The organism is Stieleria magnilauensis (assembly GCA_007753675.1).
In the GTDB taxonomy this organism is placed as follows: Bacteria; Planctomycetota; Planctomycetia; order Pirellulales; family Pirellulaceae; genus Stieleria; species Stieleria magnilauensis.
This window is the reverse complement of sequence record CP036432.1, coordinates 361,694-378,390: the sequence shown is the minus strand read 5'-3', so window position 1 is coordinate 378,390 and position 16,697 is coordinate 361,694. Positions and strand designations below refer to the sequence as shown.

Genomic DNA, 16,697 nt, shown 5'->3' with positions numbered 1-16,697 from the left:
CAAGATTTTGCACAATACTGGAAAAAACCTCTTTCATTCGTTGAGATTTCGATGATTCGACTCGTTCATTTGGCAGATGTGCATTTCGGCGGCGGAGAAAGCAAATTGCACGAGCGAATCGACTCTATTGCGCGTGTTGCCTGCATGAAAATGCCAGAAGACTGCGAGTCAATTGTCCTACTTTTTAACGGTGATCTAGCTAACAGTGGTGGAAGCAAAGAATTTGCCCAAGCTGCTTGTTTCATTGAGCCGCTAGTAAAGAAAGTCTCGGATCTGGCAATGGACCGTTTTGTAGTCCACACATTAGTAACATCTGGGAATCATGATTGCGAGTTCAGCGGCGACCAAGAGCTTAGAGACCTCGGTTTGAGTACGCTCGCCCCTGAGCGTCCGGCACCATCAGTGGAAAAAGCAGCTATTAGTCCGCTCAACAACTTTTTTCATTTCATTAACAATCTGAATATTGTCGTTTCTTCTGCAATAACCGAGGAGCATCCATACTTCAGGGAATATCGAATTGATCTTTCAGACGCATCGGTACAGTTTTATCTGCTGAACTCAGCCTGGATGTCAAAGAGAAAAGAAAAAGCGAACGAAGCGACATTCCCTCTCGAGCTTCTGCCTAAAGCCGACTCTTCATCCGCAACCACGTCGATTGTAGCTATGCATCATCCACTGAATTGGTTCAGGATGCCTGATACACGATCACAGCTACGCAACTGGATTGAAAAAAGTGCTGATCTACTAATCACTGGCCATGAGCATACGCCGCGAGAATCAAGTACGAGCAGCGAACAAATTGTCATTTCCCATTGCGAGGGCGGAGCCTTGCAGGAATGGGACGGAGGTGAATCGAGCTGTTTTCAAGTTCTTGATATAGACATTGGAGGAAAGAAGGCCAGTGTGGTGAGGTATGAGTACACAGAAAACCAGAAGTCATACAAGGCAACTTCAGCTCAGACGTTGCCAATGGATAATCCGGGAAACGAAGCTCAGCCACGAAGACACCGGCCGGCATTTCGCGATTGGCTCGAAGATCCAATGCTTCCGATACAAATTGCAAACAAAGGACAACTACGTTTGCAGGACTTTTTTTTGTATCCTGACTTAAATGACTACTCAAACTCGATCGCACCGGAGGACAGAAAGCTAGTTCCTGGCTCCCGCGTGTTTGAAAAACTTCTCGAGTCCGAAAGAGTTCTTCTTACAGGTGATGACACTTGTGGTAAGACAGCCATGGCACGGCAACTTGTTGCTGAAATGCATGGAAAGGGGAAGATACCCGTTTACCTCGAAGCAAAAGCTTTCGAAAAAACGCGGTCGAAAAGAACTGTCGAAGATGTCGTTTCAAAGGCAATTAAACGGCAATATGTTGATTTGACCTATGAGTCGATTTTGCAACGTTTTCCGAATGAGCTAACTATAATTGTCGATGATTTCCACACACTATATACGAGCGGTACGAGGCCGACCAAGACAATCGAATTCCTTGACGAGATTGCAAGCCACGTCGTGATTTTCGCATCTGAAGAATTGGTGCTTTGCGAATCGCAGGGGGCTAGCGGCGACTTTGGCGGCTATGCCAACTATGCGAAATTTCAGATTAAGGAATTTGGCCAACTGCGACTCGAAATGCTCGCGAAAAAATGGGTTTTGTTGAGTTCAGCGGGAAAGTCCCTTAGTCCGGAGCAACTTCAAAAAGAAGTTGTCAAATTGACCAAGCAAATTCAAAATGTCTTGTCGGCGGATGTAATTCCCCATCAACCTTGGATTCTTATTGTTCTCCTCCAGCAGTCTGAGGAAAACGACCAGATAATTTTGAAGAATGGTTCCTATGGTCATATGTACCAGGCAATTGTCACTGCCGCATTGAGCAGATCGAAACTAGGCTCGTTAGAACTTACAGGGAAGTTCACGTACCTTGGAAAGTTTGCCTACGAAATTTTTTGCTCTAGCGGCGACGTCATGTCTCTTCGAAACGCCAAAAAGTTCCATGACGGCTATTGCGAGCAGAAGGATGTGCCATTGGAATTCGAGGCGACGCTCAAAGATTTCGTTGAAGCCGGAATATTACGTTCAAGCGATGAGGGGATTCGAATCGTTTCGCGATACGCAACTTGCTTTTTTATTGCGTGGCACCTAAACCGAAACTTGCATGAGAGTTGGGCAAAAACTGCAGTCAGAGAGCTTTGTCTCAAATTATACGATCCGATTTCTGCGAACACCCTCCTTTTCCTTGCGCACTTGAATTCATCTCCATTCATCACGGACACAATTCAAAAAGCTGCGGCAGAGATCTTCGCCAATGTAACGATGACTGATCTGGATTCCGATGTTGACGAATTAAACAAGCTGGGCGGTACCTCTGGTCGTCTTACACTTCCTAACTCGGAACCTGAGAAGAACCGAAAAGCATTTATCGAGGAGAAAGAAAAGGGAAGTGGTATTGCCGTTAGCGAAGCAGCCAACGATCTCCAGATGGCTGCTATCATTGACCCAGTTGAAAAAGAAGGAACTTTCGTCGAGCAAATGCACGAAATCCAAAGCGCGTACAAAATGATTCGTATTCTGGGTCAAGTGTTGAAGAATGAAGCGGATGCCGCGGATTCCGACTGGAAGGTGGCGATAGTAGATGAGGTTTTTCGCCTTAGTCGCCGAATGCTTGGAAGCGGATTTTCGGAACTCTACGAAGTAGATCGCTGGCGAAAAGTTGCAGAGATACGAATCAAAGATCAACTAATCAAACAGCATGCACATTCGGAAAAAACAACTGGAAGAAAACGCGACCCTCGATACTTAAAAGCAAAACTTGCTGACGAAAAACTGACGATTCGCGCCGAACGTGAAATCATTAGTATCTGTTGGCTGGCGTGCTTCACCGTAGTGAAGGTTGTCGCAGAAGCAACGGGGGCAAGGGCGCTCACAGGGACCTTTGAGAAGGTGGTGTCCTCCGATTCATCCATTCCAAATCAGCTCTACCAGCTTGACGTGTTGATGGAACACGGACGTGAATTTCCCATGGATGAGGCGATACGCTTGAAAACGGAACTCAAGGACAACCGATTTGGAACCGTACTTTTCCAGTCTTTAATTGCTCATCACTTCTACTTATATCAAACCCGTTTCGATGTGATGCAGCGAATTTGTTCAAAGATGGACATTAAGTTGGACGGGCGCAAGGCATTACGTCCTGGACGAAAAAGCAGGAAGCCCGAACTTCCCAAGCTTGGGAGAAAGTAGGTGCAAAATCTCCGGTATCGATAAGTCAAAAAGCCCAAGAAAATTCGCCGAAACCCGCGTGCTGGAGAGGAGGTCGCTCGTCGTCAACCGGCTGCCACCTTTATAAAGTCCCACCAACAGCGACAGCAGAAAAATGAAAAATGCTAAGTCTCAAAAGAATATGGTCAAAAACTACCTTGGAGCACTTTTAGTTGAGAGCACTTTTAGTTGAGAGCACCTTTCTGGCGAAGCATTTCCCTTCGCGGATTAACATGAAAACATAATTGTTGCATGGCCGACACAAACTGTGATAGGGTTAGATCGTAACAGCGTGCATACGGATGCACAGAAATACGACACGGATGATTTACGCTTTTCTGAACCAAAAAGGCGGGGTTGGCAAGACCACGCTTTCAATCCATACGGCGGCTGAACTCTCTCGGCGCAAACGTCGTGTGCTGCTAATTGACGCCGACCCGCAGGGCAGTGCTCTTTCTTGGTCAAACTGCCGAGAGCACTCGGGCTTCACGGTTGTCGGGATGCCCAAAGCGACGATCCATCAGGAAATCGATCAGCTTGCCTCGGACTACGACGACGTCGTCATCGATGGGCCGCCGCGCGCTGCAGAGTTGGCTCGATCGATCATTCTGTCTGCCGACTTGGTCGTCGTGCCTATTCAACCGTCTCCGTTGGATGTCTGGGAGGCAGTCAAGACGGTCGATTTGATCCGCGAAGCCCAAACCTACAAGCCAACCATTCAATGTTGCCTTGCGATCAATCGTCGAATCGCAAACACGGCGATTGGCCGCGACGTCAGAGAGGCGTTGCGTGAATTGGACGTGCCTGTCCTGAAAAGCGATATCGGGCAGCGAGTACTTTTCGCGGAGAGTGCCGCGAGCGGACAAACCGTGCTCGTCGAGCAAAAATCAAAAGCGGCAAAGGAAGTCAAGAAATTCGTTAACGAGCTAGGGAGACTCAAATGAGCAAAAAGATCACTTTTCCAACCCGCCATGCCGGTACCGCGTCGGCGGACAAGTGGGTGCAGCAGACCAATGTCGACCGGACCATGCCCAAAGAAAAACCAAAGCGTCTAACAATCGATCTCGCACCCAAGCTTCACCGAAAACTCAAATTGCACTGTGTGACGGAGGACATTGAGATTGCGACGTTTATTCGTGGGCTAATCGAAAGTAGATTGGAATGCAGCCCAGGCGTAACCGTACACCAGAACCGTTGTAGGCGCGGGGTTTACCGTGGTGGGTTTTGTTTCGTTTCACCAAACGGAGAAAACTCATGCCCCGATCCAAAACTGCCAAGGTTTGGCAGGAACGGTTGCGTCGATTTGATCGCTCGCGAATGACCGTCGCCCAGTTCTGTCGAAATGAAGGCGTCTCGCAGCCGTCCTTCTATCAATGGAAGAAAAAGCTGCGCCAGTCGCCAGCACTCCTCGAGCCAGAGCCAGGCGAGCCGAACGTCCAGTTCGTGCCGCTTCGCCTACCTGGCCTGCCCGGCGATCAGGCTGGCGAGCCTGATCGGGTCGTCGGCCCGGCGACTGCCTGCACCACCATCGAACTTCCCGGCGGCATTCGAATCCGCGTGGAGGTCCCGACGGATCGGCAACCAAGCCAACAGCCGGAGGCCCGGCCATGATCGGGTTGCCCTCCGGTGTGCCGATTTATCTTTGCACCGAACCGGTCGATTTTCGCAAAGGCTTCGACGGACTGACCGGCATCGTCACCACTGCGATGAATCACAGCGTGACCGATGGTTCGTTGTTCCTGTTCGTCAATCGCAGACGCGATCGCATCAAAGCCCTGTGGTGGGAAACCGGCGGACTGACGCTCTGGTATCGAAGGCTCGAACAAGGCACCGTCGAAATACCAAAGGCAGAGGACGGCAGCTCGCACATCGTGATCGATAACGTCGAACTGGCCATGTGGATCGCAGGAGTGTCACTGAAAGCGGCCAAGACCCGACGCAAACGAATGGCAGCTTAGCCCATCGCCAATCGACTCGAAACGAACCGGCTCCACGAAATTTGTTTCGCGGAGTCGGTTTTTTTGCGCCTTGCTTTGCGCGATTTGGAGTGAAATTTATAATGTCGCCATCATGAATTCGAAGCCTCTTCCAAACGACATCGACGCTTGCCATCAACTGATTGCAGAGCTGCAATCGCAGGTCGGCGAACATCAACAGATCATTGGCAAGCAGGCCACCGAGCTATCGCTCAAAGACAAGCTGATCGAGGAGCAAGCTCATAGCGTCCTGGAACTCAAAGCCGATCACGACAAGCTCGACGAGAAGGTCATCGAGCTAAACCTGAAGATCGAAAAACTGCTCAAACAACTCTACGGGCGCAAGAGTGAACGACGCGTCGATGGCGAAGGCCAGTTGTTTTTGGATCTCGGAGAAGAGCCCACGCCCGAGGTGGTCAGCGCGCTGGAAGAAGCCATTCGCGAGGCCGAACAGATTGTCGATGACGCCGAAGAGGCAAACAAGAAACGCAGAAAGAAACGTCCGGAACCAAGCGACCGCAAGTTCCCCGAACACTTGCCGCGATACGAAAAGATCGTCGACCTGCCCGAAGCCCAACGCAAAGGCCTCATCCTGATCGGCTATGACGAAGTCGAGACGCTCGAAAGCACCGCCGGTGAACTGAAAGTCCGGGTGACCAAGTATGCCAAGTACGCTCACCCGACCGACAAATCACAAGGAATCGTCACTCCCGAGCGTCCCACCGGTCTGGTCGAAGGCGATCGCTTTGACGCCTCGATTGGAGTCGAAGTTGTGGCCTGGAAATACTTCTATCACCTGCCGTTTTATCGTCAGCAAGATCTGTTCGCCGGCAGTGGCTGGACGCCCAGTCGCAGCACATTGGGGAACATCGAAACGGCCGTCGAGTTCGCGCTTCGTCCGCTTGCTGATTACTTGCGAAGCGTTTTGAAGCACGATCGCACGGTCGGCTGCGACGACACCGGTGTGTTGTTGATCACACCGAAGGCCATGCCTGACCTATCGGAACATCCCCGCGGCAAGCGGATCGGCGAAGTGCTTGGAAATGCGATCGAGTCCGGCAAGCCAAGCATCAACGCAAACATGTGGGGCTACTACGCCTCACGTCTTCCGGTGGTGGTGTTCGATTTTACGGTGAGTCGTCACCGCGATGGACCGGATGATGTACTGAGTGATTTTAAAGGCAACGTCCTAGGAGACTGCTGGTCGGGTTTTCAAAAGATCGATCTACGAAGTGACTCGCGAATCACGTTCGCGGCATGCTGGGCGCATGCGCGTCGCAAGATCGATGAGTGTCGCGGTGCGTTCCCTCTGCAAGTGGCGAAGTTGGAGTCGCTGATTCGGATGCTTTACGACGTAGAAGACCAGATCAAGGAGCTTGACGATGCAGCGCGTCTTGCGCGACGTCAAAGCTTATCGCGTCATGTTCTCGACCAGATCGCGGAGTACCTCGACAGCGAAGCGATGCAGTCACCGTCGGTTCTTCCCAAGAGCAATCTCGGTGTGGCGGCTGGCTATGTGCGACGTCACTGGGAAGCACTGTGCCGCTTCACCGAGGACGCGACGATTCCGCTGGACAATAACGATTGCGAGCAGTTGATGAAACGCGTCGCCACGGGAAGGAAGAACTGGCTCTTTAAGGGCTCGGTGGCTTCAGGAGAGCGAGCAGCAAACCTGCTAACGATCATCGGCAGCGCGATCCGCAACGACTTGGACGTGCGAGCGTACTTGGACGATGTCTTACGGAGGGCGCTCGCCGGCGAGACAGACTGGTCCGTACTGACTCCCCACGCATGGAAAGCGGAGCACCCTGAATCGATTCGCGAGTACAGGCAGGACGAACGCCGCCAAGCCGCCGACCGCAAACGCACCCGCCGAGCCCGCCGCCGCCTCCTCAACAAGTCAACCAGACGTCGCTAACTGGTTCTGGTGTACGGTTACGCCCAGGCCGCAAAGACGACTAAACAGATACCACCAACCGACTGCGCACGGCCACGCGTTAAACACTTGATCTTCCCACCAAGGACGAGGCCGGCAATCCCAGCCACTCCGCTTGCAATGCCGGTCATGGCCAGAATTTCTACCGACGATATCCGTTGAGCTGCCAGCCCAGCCCCAACGGCGATGCAATCAACACTCGATGAAATGGCCGCGCCCAAGACTACCAGATCCAGCTGACGCCTGCGAAGAGAAATAGAGAAAGTCCTCCGATGCATTCGGCGTTTCCAATTCCCACGCAAAGCATTTTTCTGCCAAGGAAAGCACCCAACGCACTTGCTAAGCCGCTACCAATGCCGATGGCAATCAAAACGAGCGAAACATTAGTGCCATCAATCGCTACGCCGGTGCCAGCGGCCAGGCAATCGATGCTCGCTGCGGCTGCGGCCGTCATTGTCGAAACTCCGAGAGAGGATTGACCTCCCTGCCCTTGGTCCCCGTCGATCTTGAGCAAGATACCTGTTCGGCGACAATTGGTTCTCCGCTTTAGCGACAACTAGAATTCCCGATCACGAAGTCGATTTTTGTTTCGAACCCTTTCGTGATTGTCCAGCTGATTTGGTTTGCCTGGCGGTCTCCACGCGATAGCTCGGCACGTTCAACTCGATGATCACGCTGTGGTGAACCAATCGGTCGATCGCCGCGGCCGTCGTCATCGCATCTTTGAAAATTTGGTCCCACTTGCTGAACGCCAGGTTGCTCGTCAACAACACGCTGCCCCGTTCGTAGCGTTCCGCCAACAGCGTGAACAGCACCTCCATCTCCTCTCGATCCTGTTGCACGTAACCCAAGTCGTCGATCAGTAGACCTTCGTAGCGTGACAGCTTCTTGATGAACTTCTGCAACCGAAGATCCCGTTTGGCGATCAGCAACTGTTGCACCAGCAGGCTGCAAGTCGTCAGCAACATGCTTCGGCCTTGCTGCACGAGTTGATTCGCAAGTGCACAAAGCGCATGACTTTTCCCGGCACCGGGCCGCCCAAAAATCAGGACGTTCTCCCGACGGTCCAAGAACGATCCTTCCCGAAGACTTTCCAGTTGCCGCGTCACCGACAACGGCAAACGATCGAACTTGAATGTCTCCCAGGTCTTGCCCAACGGAAGTCGGGAATTCGTCATTAGACGCTTGATCCGACTCTCGTGGCGGGCCTGGCATTCCAGGTCCGTCAGTTCCGCCAGGTACTCGACATGGCTCAGGTCCTCCGCTGCCGCGCGGTCGGCCGACGATTGAAACTGGTCGCGAAACATCGGCAGTCGCAAGCTGCGGAACTGCTCGGTCAGGCGTTCCTCCATCGGGCCGCTGTCGACTTGCGCCGTCTCTGGCGGGGTCGTCTTGCAGGTCCGCTTTGATGGGGATTGGGTCGCCTTTGTTTGACGCTTGCTGGTGGTAGTAGGGCGGTTCATCGTTTGGACTCTCCTTGTCGAACGTGTGAAGTAATACATCAAAGTCGTTCAAGTCGGGCGGATCGACGTCGATGTCGGTCGCCGGCTTGATTTCGATCGCTTCGCGCACCATCTGCCGAATAAGCTCGACATCAATGGATTGCCCCGATTGGATTTGGTGACGCAGCGCATCCTGCACTGCGTCTTGGCTCTCGCGAGCCGCGATTTGCAGGAGCTGCAGGTAGTTTCGCACCGCAACCTTCCCGCTGTGAGCATCACACAACATGTCATACGCGATCCGAAAGTGACTCGTCGGGAACATGTCTTGCCGATACTTGTAGTTCTCAAATGCCCCCGGTTTGCGGACCAGTGAATCGATCACGTGGCGATAATTAATCGCCGAACCGCCGACACCGATCAGTCGAGGCATCCGCTGCACTTCAATGCCGTGGTGCGTTACATCGATCCATTCGGCACTGATCCTCACGTCGACCTTGTGCTTGATCAGACGACTGGGGACGGAGTAGACATTCTTCTTCACCTTGATCGTACTGCTACTGTCAACGGTGAGCCCCCGCTGGATGTCATCGGTATCGAGCCTGTGATCGGGAAGTCGGCTCAAATGCGACTGTTCGATTTCGAAACGGTCCTTGCGAGCGAGGTTGCTTCGCGTGATCAGAGCTCGCACGAAGTCCATGTAGGCTTTGCGGCTGGCGAAGTCGCGGCTGCCGCGTAGCAGCAGTGCTTGGTCGATTCGGTTCTTGAGATGACCGTGAGACGATTCGACATCACCGTTCTCGTTGGCGCAACGAACGTTGATCCGCTCCGGTTCGACTCTGTAATGATCCATCAATGCCGCATACCGCGCCGTGAGTTCCTTGCGTGATGAATGGTTGTTGACCGCGGCGCTGAGGCTGTCGGTGCGATGACGCTCGGGGACGCCACCGAATTCCCAGAACGCATTCTGGATGCCTTCGCTGAGTGCCTCGAATGATTCGGAGAAGCAGAGCGTGACGGACTCGACGTTGGAGTAGGTCAACACGCAGTGGTACAGCATGTGCTCAAAAGACACTCCCGCAATCGTGACATGAAGTTCGTTCATGACGGTGAAGTCACTCGCGGCAAGGCGAGCAGGGTGATGCTCTTGTGGAAACATGACCGGTTTTCCGGGGCCATGCATGCTGCGCCACTTCCTCACACGCCGTTCGAAAGTTCTGCGAGTCGAGTCCGGATAGAGGCCGGGATAGCAATCTTGCAGCCACTGGAAAAGGGTCTTCGCTTGGAGTCGAGGTTCGGCCTCGAGTTTGCGTTGCACCTCGTCCCAGACTCCGGCGAACGGGTCGATTCGAGTTCGGTACGTCCGCGGCTTCTTGCACTCCGAAGGGAGCCGGTCGTCGTCTCGATAATGCCTTGCTGTTTTCTCATCCATTTCAGTCATCCTTGACGAGGCGGCCAGCGACTTGCCTGATGCTAGCAACCGCCGCAGTTCTTTAACTTGTCCGTCCGTGACCATCGCAATCTCCGTGGAAACAAGGAGTTACGATGATGACCCGAATCCCAAAATCCGGGAATTCTAATTGTCGCTGGCCGAAAACAAGCCAACATGAGATCGCCTCAACCCGGGAAAGCTAATTGTCGGTAACCGGGAAAACCAATTGTCGCTAGACAATACCGCAACGAAAGCATCGGGTTCCGAGTATTGCAATCAGTACAACTCCCATGCCACGGCAACCTGAAATTGCCATCCACTCGAAGCACCCCGCAATAGTGATTCCGATCGCTGTCGCCACGACAGCCGTCATGCCAAAAGTTAAGGCAGCCAAGGTCATCGCCCGGCGATCGACTTTTGAACACGCAACGGCCCTGGCGAGCGAGACGACGAACGCATCCGCTGATGTACCGAAAGCCAGCAGGGCAAGGGATAGCCAGGACATTCAATTACTCCTGCAGTTGGCTAGAAGTGCCGCCCCTTGGCTCTGGGTGGCCGGGGCGTCTCTTTTCGGTTGGCGGACAGGAAATCAAGCAAATCTTGCTCACAAACTCGCTTGCAACTGCCGAATTCGTGACAGATGAGTTCACCCTTGGCGATCAGTGCGTAGACCATACTCAAGCTAATCTGCAGCTCTTTCGCAACTTCTTTGACGGTATAGAACATTGTTGACCTCCGCGGGTTCTTAGGATGATTAGTTGGCATCAATATCGACCCCGGCTGGCGCTCGCCGGGCTCCGTGGCCGGTATTCATTTCTGTCAGCATATGCGCCGCGTTGCACACGACCACCATTTGCTTCGCCTGGGCCGACATAAGTTCGCAAACTGGGATCGATCGAATGACGATCCCATCCGGCTGTGGCACCGCTTTGGCTTCGCCGCCCTGACGCACGATCACATTCAAACGTCGGGCATCCTGGAAGTGAAACTTGGGCAACTTCCGTTCAGGTTTCGCGTCCACAATTTGAAGCTGCGACACCGGGTCTTCATCCAGGGAGAACCGCAGCTCAATTGGCACCGATCGCCAACTCCGATTGAGGATGACACCACTGCGATAGAGACTGCTTCGAAATGCGATCGCATTCGCGGTGAACCAGAGCGAAATGCGTTCTGCAAAGAATTGTCTCGCCAACACACCCGGCATGGCGTAGCGCAGCCACCGTGTGATCAGTGACGCGAGAATCGACCACGTCAGTACCACTGCGATCAAGCGAAGAAGGAAGGACTCGAACTCGGGGATCAGCTTCCAAGCGATCACGATACTTACAAAGATGTTCGCGAATACGCAGAACTCGGTCACTTTAAAACCCAGCTCGTAGCTTCTCCACGATGGACAGCGGACGCTGACCATCGCCCGTTTCCGATCTGGATCGAACATCAGGGAAGGCCATGGTGGAAGCCCAGGTGAAGTCACTCGTATCATCGTTCACGCCCTCCAGTATCGATCGCGGAACAATTCGTGTTTGTCGTAAAACGCGCGCTGTAGGATCATGGGCCGATAAGAGGGTCGGATGATCAATTGACGCAGCAGTTTGTCATCTCTGCCAAAGAAACGGCCAAGTTCCGCGCCCGTCATCAATGGCTGACTGGCGAGTGACCATGACAATCCCGTCGCCGCCTCCTTCACCGCCTGGTCGAACGAGGGAGAACTCGCCGACCGTGAGAGCGTCATCGACTGTCCGAGCAGTTTGGACACATAGGACAGCGTGGTCTCGTCGGCCCCGCCGAAGAACTGAAATACGCCCGAGTTGGCGATAAACGTTTCCCAATTGTCTTTATAATTTGATTTGAGTTGCGATAAATCCTGCACCACAATCCAGCACTTGACGCCCAGCCCAGCCAGTTGGGCAATCGCGGTCTCCGCACATTTGAGTCTGCCGAGCACTGAAAATTCGTCCAGTAAAAAAACTGCCTGATGGCCGGACGAAACAGTCTCTTCCTCAAACGCGGCGAAAGACATTTGTGCGATCAAACGGAGCCAACCGCTTAGGTCACTCATTCGAAGCGCGGGCAATGTCACGTAGAGCGACATCGCAGAGCGTTTTAGATCGGCGAGATTGATTGAGTCGCCCCGTAGCACATCATGCATGCATTCGATCGAGATCCAATCGAGATGTTTGCGCAAATTCGATAGCACGCTACTAAACTCACCACCGGTCCGGTCGTAAAACGCTTGCGAAGCTGCCCTCACCGATCCGCCGCCTGAGTCATTGGACGCCATTTCCTTTTCAAGCAGGTATCGATTCGGATTGTTCGGATCTGGCCGGGCGAGTTCACTGGCCAGTTGCCACACCGTGATCAGATCTCGACGTCCCTCATAGTTCGCATCTGTCGCAACGTGAGAACACAATCCCGATAGAATCGCCCGAGAACACTCGTCCCAGTGTTTGTCCTTAAAATCGCCACTGACGATTAAAGAGTCAGCGATCAGTTTGGCATTGGGAACAAAGGTTCGGCGATCCGATTGCAACAGCATTTCCAAGGCGTTGTAAGCAACATGGAACGGCGTCGTGTGCGCCCCGGAAATTCCGAATGGATCCAATACAGCCACAGACTGATGACGAGCCCGCCAGGTTGCTGTCAAACGCGCGATGTCACCCTTCGGATCGATGCACATTAGCGATGTTTGGGCAGGCAAACTGAGGGCGTTAGCGACCAGAGCGGAACGCCCCTTGCCACTACGTGATCCAGCCACCGTGACCACGTGCCGGTCGTCCCCTACTCCGATCGGCACGCCTCCCAAGGCGTATCGAGTCAACCTGCCATCAGGCAGCCTTTCGCCGGTCTTGATCTCGGCGCCCAACACACCGAGAAATATCTTGGATTCCGAATTTCGGTTGATGTCGAATCGCAATGATTCGGTTGCAATGACGTTTCGCGGCGACTCAAAACAAGCGTTTGGTGGAGTCCCGACATCGTCCGGAGCCCTGCCACGTGGCAGATCATCGAAGATCGAGTCAAGTACCGTTGGTTTCCTATTCATCTTCCAAACGCCCTAATTGAAAGTTGGCAGAACCGGGTTTTCAACAAGCGTGCTCTCAATCACGAAGCGACCTCTTTCAAAACCCGCCTCGGCACAGATGCGTCGCCACCGGGGCGTCTCTTGCGGGGACACGTAGTACATCGCCAAGGCGCCGCCGAGCTCGCGATATTTGGTGAGTGACGAAAGCATGCGGTGTCCGACCGCGCTTCGCTCACCGGCATCGTGCTCCGTGTCAACCATGTCCGAAAAGAACACGGTCATCAGTTTCGTTTGCTCTGTGACATCGGGCATTGCCATGACGTAATCCGTCACCCGCCGGGTCGCTTCGAATACCTGCGAACCACTCGGATCCGATTTCTCCTTCAGAAAGCGTGCAAGATCCTCAGGACTTTGAAAACGATTTCGAAGGTCTGTGGGCCGGCCTTCGAATAGAACGACGTTGACCGCCGATTTCCCACTGAGCTGGGCAATCACAAGCTTGGTTTCACCTCCCATCGAATCGACAAAAAACTGGTCAGAGATTCTCAGGAAGAGATCGTATCCTCCGTTTTCCCAAATTTGGTTAAATGACCCGGACTGATCGACCACGTACGCCAAGCAGGCGTCCAGTTCACGATGCTCGAACGGCGGCGGTTGTTCGATGGATTCGGTTTTCACGCAGCCGCTGATACCGACAGCGATCGCAACGGCTGCGATTCCAGCGTTTCTCAAAACTGACTGAAGAAAATCTGTCATTACACTTCCTCCGAGGTGTGGTAGTCGGCGTGGTAGCCGCCTAAAAAAGCGAGTCCAACGGAATAGACGACCGTTGCACCAATGCAGACCGATTGCGGCGTGCCGGTCCAGCCGCCGGCGGCCTGATTCGACATGCCGGCGTAAAAGATCAACGCATCTCCGATGACCAAAATCGCGGCGATTCCGACGAGCAACCAGACAAGGATCGGGTTCCCGTTGCTTTGTCGTGAAAGCCGACCGTGACCGCTGAGTTCGGTGAACACGCGAAACCAAATGTAGGAAACGGTTACGCAGAGAATCATTGCTGTCACGGCGGCAATGTCGATCCGATTGAAACCGTCGAATCCTGCCATCGCCCCAATGCCGGGGATCGGAAGTTTGCTCAATTTCGTTGCAAACACACTCATCAGATTTCGCAATCCGTCAGCCACGATCGTCAGGTAAACCACGACGATCGCCGGCGCGACTAAGACAAGATTGACCAACCAAAAGACGATTTGACTTTTCAGCGATTTGCGTCGTCGGGGTAGAGACGACGCTGCCTCCTGCCCCGTCGGCTGGAATGCACTATCGAAAGTTCCCATCTGCTCGAACATCAGGTTCTCCTTAGATTGCGATGTTGCCAGCTAGCGTGCCCTTTCGATCAATTGCTTCGCTCAGTTGATTCGCGAATCCCAGGAAATCATCAAGAATCGCCTGCTGGTCGACCGACTGCGGGTCGGTCAAAAAGTTCAAAGCGATCTCCACCACGCGACCGGTGAACCGACAAGGTTTTTCCGCACGCCCCTGGTATTGATCGGCCTCAGCAACCGCGTTTTCCACCGGTTGGATCGGCGAGACTTCGATGAGTTTCTTTCCGTTGTCGTCGACCTTCCTGAGGAGCCGACTGTGTTCGCGCCGCAACTCCTTCGCGGTCTTAATATCGACATAGAAACCGAGCCGAGCCGTTTCGAAAGCTTCGTGCAAAGCTTCGATGGGGCATTGTTTTCCGCAAAGGACCTTGAGCGCCTCCGCGGCAAACATCTCGATCAGGTCAGGAGATTCGAGGAGCGTTTTGCCTGCTTTTTTCCAAACCGCCATGTTGCGGTAGGCTTGCGTTTCAGAAATTTTCAAGTTGTTGATCAACTCTGCGAACAACGAACGACGTGAATTCCTCGCTGTGGCAGCGCTATACATTGACAACACACCGCCGCTCCAAAGCACCATTTCAATGCCAGCGATATTGAGCGTCCGTGTCGCCCAAACACCGAGCTGCGTGACATCGTCGTCTGTCAATGCAGATGAGAATGCTTGCAGTTCGTCTTCGTTCATCTCAGCAGTGAACGGCAATACTTCGCGGACGGGTTTACCCGCCCAAACGAGGTCCATTACTTTTTTCATTTTGATGATCCATTGGGTTGACTGCTCACTGGGGAGCAGGAACACTGAAAAGCGGGGATGGGTTAAGCGGGTGTCATCATCAACTGACGCACAGCGAAGGCCGTCGACACGAGTTCGATGAACAGCCACAAAATCAGGAGGACAGTCAGCACAAACCACGGGATTGAAAGAACCAGAGTGATAATGATTAGTGGCCAAAGCCACCAACAATTGCGCAATCGGGCGAAGAGCGAGGGCCTGTTGATCGAATCGTTATTCATGTGGATACACTCAAAAAGCGGGACTCACGGGCGAACACCCGCGAGCCCCTAGGGAAAGAAACGACCTATCGACGAGGCGTGATCTTGGTATGAGCGTTTGTACGAACGTCGTACCCCTTCGGCTTGCCCGAGAAGAGCGCGAAGAGCCCCCACACGATACCGACGATGATCAGTAGACCCAGAAACGCGTCTCCGTCGCCGGCTGCGAACAATGCATCTGACATAGCTATCTCCGATTGACTGAGGTGTTTATTGCGGAACATGCTGTCCGCTTCACTAAGTCATGGGAGGGCTGCGAGTCGATTCGGCTCACCGACTTCAAAGTTTTCTGAACGCGCTAGGTGCGAAATTTCCAATTGATCAATTCGGCACTGAGAATCGGTCTACGATCGATTTTTGGCGAGCGTGCCACAGATCCGATATGGGACTGCCGTTCGCAGTACCTCTTTGAACCAATGGATGCGTTCGCCCCAATGCATCCCGCGTTTGTGTGAACTTGAGCGTTTCCGAATCGATGACGGATCCACGCGTCAGCTGCTTGCCACCCGTCTTCGAGAGGAATAGGATTACGGCGCGATTCACTTTCACAGTTAGAAGGAGCAATGATGAAACCGGAAGACTTTGACATCCGCCTATCCGATGGCGAGCCGGACTGGTCCAAGATCCTTGACGTAATGGTGACTTTTGTTCGGCTCAATCGAGTCAACGATCAAAACCGGCGTGGGGCACCCGAGGACGTGGTGCAAAGCGCGATTAAAACCACGCTGAAGACGAAGCATCGTTGGGGAGAGGGTGACATCGAGTTCTACGAACTTCTTTGGGTAAACGCCAAGCGCAAGATTGATACTGCTCGGAAGCACTACCGCAACGGACATGGACGATCCGTCCCCTTCTCGCGACTTTCAACCGACGAGTTCCAATTCATTGTATCCAAGGAGGATTGTACGGTCGCTGTTGCTACCGGCGATGTATCCGATGGGCCAAAATCCACACTTGAGCAATCGGAAGAGGAGCTCGTCGTTGGCCGGCTCGGGATGTCGCTGAACGACTGGTTGGAAGAAGAATTCGGCGATTTAACGGAATTCGAACGCGCGGTCGCCAAGTTGTGGATGCAAAACTACACGGTCGACGAAATCGCGGCGGAGCTTGGCGTTTCCGCGTCAAAGGTGAAGCGGGCGCGATCTAAAATTCGGCGTCTGCTTGATGGTCAGGACGACGAGGCACCGTCAGAGAGATAG

The 16,697-nt window shown here is 53.3% G+C and carries 17 protein-coding genes and 1 pseudogene; 6 read left to right on the top strand and 12 right to left on the bottom strand.

Annotation, left to right across the window (positions count from 1 at the left end; all coding sequences use genetic code 11):
• The first annotated feature begins 51 nt into the window (after positions 1-51).
• The 5 genes from TBK1r_RS01465 (at position 52) to TBK1r_RS01440 (ending at position 7,152) form a co-directional block, all read left to right on the top strand.
• The gene (locus TBK1r_RS01465; protein WP_145207199.1) at positions 52-3,240 is read left to right on the top strand and encodes a metallophosphoesterase family protein; all 3,189 of its coding nucleotides are present in this window, start codon (positions 52-54) and stop codon (positions 3,238-3,240) included.
• A 320-nt stretch (positions 3,241-3,560) separates the two neighbouring features.
• Positions 3,561-4,202 carry a ParA family partition ATPase gene (gene parA, locus TBK1r_RS01460; protein WP_473772482.1) on the top strand — a complete coding sequence of 214 codons (642 nt, stop codon included), beginning with the start codon at positions 3,561-3,563 and terminating at the stop codon, positions 4,200-4,202.
• 310 nt (positions 4,203-4,512) lie between these two features.
• On the top strand, positions 4,513-4,869 hold the full coding sequence (tnpA, locus tag TBK1r_RS01450; protein ID WP_145207197.1) for an IS66 family insertion sequence element accessory protein TnpA: 357 nt from the start codon (positions 4,513-4,515) through the stop codon (positions 4,867-4,869).
• Entirely contained in the window at positions 4,866-5,216 is a 351-nt protein-coding gene (gene tnpB / locus TBK1r_RS01445; protein WP_145207196.1) for an IS66 family insertion sequence element accessory protein TnpB, read from the top strand. Before tnpA ends, tnpB begins: the two co-directional genes overlap by 4 nt.
• Before the next feature lie 112 nt (positions 5,217-5,328).
• The gene (locus tag TBK1r_RS01440; protein ID WP_145207195.1) at positions 5,329-7,152 is read left to right on the top strand and encodes an IS66 family transposase; all 1,824 of its coding nucleotides are present in this window, start codon (positions 5,329-5,331) and stop codon (positions 7,150-7,152) included.
• A 17-nt stretch (positions 7,153-7,169) separates the two neighbouring features.
• Here TBK1r_RS01440 and TBK1r_RS01435 read toward each other — a convergent pair whose 3' ends face one another.
• From TBK1r_RS01435 to TBK1r_RS38120, 12 genes and pseudogenes are all read right to left on the bottom strand, one after another.
• Positions 7,170-7,448 carry a manganese efflux pump gene (locus TBK1r_RS01435; RefSeq protein WP_145207194.1) on the bottom strand — a complete coding sequence of 93 codons (279 nt, stop codon included), beginning with the start codon at positions 7,446-7,448 and terminating at the stop codon, positions 7,170-7,172.
• Complete coding sequence (locus TBK1r_RS01430) at positions 7,394-7,684, bottom strand: manganese efflux pump (protein WP_419580855.1); 291 nt, start codon at positions 7,682-7,684, stop codon at positions 7,394-7,396. Before TBK1r_RS01430 ends, TBK1r_RS01435 begins: the two co-directional genes overlap by 55 nt.
• A 55-nt stretch (positions 7,685-7,739) precedes the next feature.
• Positions 7,740-8,633: an IS21-like element helper ATPase IstB gene (istB, locus tag TBK1r_RS01425; protein ID WP_419580138.1), complete on the bottom strand. Its 894-nt coding sequence runs from the start codon at positions 8,631-8,633 to the stop codon at positions 7,740-7,742.
• Between the two features lie 397 nt (positions 8,634-9,030).
• A pseudogene (gene istA / locus TBK1r_RS01420) lies at positions 9,031-10,125 on the bottom strand (IS21 family transposase); the annotation flags it as partial.
• 148 nt (positions 10,126-10,273) lie between these two features.
• Positions 10,274-10,546, bottom strand: a complete 273-nt coding sequence (locus tag TBK1r_RS01415; RefSeq protein ID WP_145207192.1) for an MntP/YtaF family protein — start codon at positions 10,544-10,546, stop codon at positions 10,274-10,276.
• Between the two features lie 20 nt (positions 10,547-10,566).
• Positions 10,567-10,767: a helix-turn-helix domain-containing protein gene (locus TBK1r_RS01410; protein ID WP_145207191.1), complete on the bottom strand. Its 201-nt coding sequence runs from the start codon at positions 10,765-10,767 to the stop codon at positions 10,567-10,569.
• Between the two features lie 28 nt (positions 10,768-10,795).
• Positions 10,796-11,479: a hypothetical protein gene (locus TBK1r_RS01405; protein ID WP_145207190.1), complete on the bottom strand. Its 684-nt coding sequence runs from the start codon at positions 11,477-11,479 to the stop codon at positions 10,796-10,798.
• Between the two features lie 48 nt (positions 11,480-11,527).
• Positions 11,528-13,084 carry a type IV secretory system conjugative DNA transfer family protein gene (locus TBK1r_RS01400; RefSeq protein ID WP_145207189.1) on the bottom strand — a complete coding sequence of 519 codons (1,557 nt, stop codon included), beginning with the start codon at positions 13,082-13,084 and terminating at the stop codon, positions 11,528-11,530.
• A 12-nt stretch (positions 13,085-13,096) separates the two neighbouring features.
• Entirely contained in the window at positions 13,097-13,819 is a 723-nt protein-coding gene (locus tag TBK1r_RS01395; protein ID WP_145207188.1) for a hypothetical protein, read from the bottom strand.
• On the bottom strand, positions 13,819-14,415 hold the full coding sequence (locus TBK1r_RS01390; protein ID WP_145207187.1) for a hypothetical protein: 597 nt from the start codon (positions 14,413-14,415) through the stop codon (positions 13,819-13,821). The genes TBK1r_RS01395 and TBK1r_RS01390 overlap by 1 nt, the downstream gene beginning before the upstream one ends.
• 10 nt (positions 14,416-14,425) lie before the next feature.
• A complete protein-coding gene (locus tag TBK1r_RS01385) occupies positions 14,426-15,403 on the bottom strand; it encodes a hypothetical protein (protein WP_145207186.1) in 978 nt (325 codons plus the stop codon).
• Between the two features lie 121 nt (positions 15,404-15,524).
• Complete coding sequence (locus TBK1r_RS38120) at positions 15,525-15,683, bottom strand: hypothetical protein (RefSeq protein WP_419580854.1); 159 nt, start codon at positions 15,681-15,683, stop codon at positions 15,525-15,527.
• A gap of 378 nt (positions 15,684-16,061) precedes the next feature.
• On the opposite strand from TBK1r_RS38120, the gene TBK1r_RS01380 reads away from it, so the two are divergent.
• The gene (locus TBK1r_RS01380; RefSeq protein ID WP_145207185.1) at positions 16,062-16,697 is read left to right on the top strand and encodes an ECF-type sigma factor; all 636 of its coding nucleotides are present in this window, start codon (positions 16,062-16,064) and stop codon (positions 16,695-16,697) included.

Excerpts from the sequence above, each read along its gene's own strand:
- parA (WP_473772482.1), top strand. The coding sequence starts at position 3,561 with ATGCACAGAAATACGACACGGATGATTTACGCTTTTCTGAACCAAAAA.
- tnpB (WP_145207196.1), top strand. The coding sequence starts at position 4,866 with ATGATCGGGTTGCCCTCCGGTGTGCCGATTTATCTTTGCACCGAACCG.
- TBK1r_RS38120 (WP_419580854.1), bottom strand. The coding sequence starts at position 15,683 with ATGTCAGATGCATTGTTCGCAGCCGGCGACGGAGACGCGTTTCTGGGT.
- TBK1r_RS01415 (WP_145207192.1), bottom strand. The coding sequence starts at position 10,546 with ATGTCCTGGCTATCCCTTGCCCTGCTGGCTTTCGGTACATCAGCGGAT.
- TBK1r_RS01410 (WP_145207191.1), bottom strand. The coding sequence starts at position 10,767 with ATGTTCTATACCGTCAAAGAAGTTGCGAAAGAGCTGCAGATTAGCTTG.
- TBK1r_RS01465 (WP_145207199.1), top strand. The coding sequence starts at position 52 with ATGATTCGACTCGTTCATTTGGCAGATGTGCATTTCGGCGGCGGAGAA.
- TBK1r_RS01395 (WP_145207188.1), bottom strand. The coding sequence starts at position 13,819 with ATGACAGATTTTCTTCAGTCAGTTTTGAGAAACGCTGGAATCGCAGCC.
- tnpA (WP_145207197.1), top strand. The coding sequence starts at position 4,513 with ATGCCCCGATCCAAAACTGCCAAGGTTTGGCAGGAACGGTTGCGTCGA.
- TBK1r_RS01380 (WP_145207185.1), top strand. The coding sequence starts at position 16,062 with ATGATGAAACCGGAAGACTTTGACATCCGCCTATCCGATGGCGAGCCG.
- TBK1r_RS01400 (WP_145207189.1), bottom strand. The coding sequence starts at position 13,084 with ATGAATAGGAAACCAACGGTACTTGACTCGATCTTCGATGATCTGCCA.
- TBK1r_RS01390 (WP_145207187.1), bottom strand. The coding sequence starts at position 14,415 with ATGTTCGAGCAGATGGGAACTTTCGATAGTGCATTCCAGCCGACGGGG.
- istB (WP_419580138.1), bottom strand. The coding sequence starts at position 8,633 with ATGAACCGCCCTACTACCACCAGCAAGCGTCAAACAAAGGCGACCCAA.
- TBK1r_RS01405 (WP_145207190.1), bottom strand. The coding sequence starts at position 11,479 with ATGTTCGATCCAGATCGGAAACGGGCGATGGTCAGCGTCCGCTGTCCA.
- TBK1r_RS01435 (WP_145207194.1), bottom strand. The coding sequence starts at position 7,448 with ATGCATCGGAGGACTTTCTCTATTTCTCTTCGCAGGCGTCAGCTGGAT.
- TBK1r_RS01440 (WP_145207195.1), top strand. The coding sequence starts at position 5,329 with ATGAATTCGAAGCCTCTTCCAAACGACATCGACGCTTGCCATCAACTG.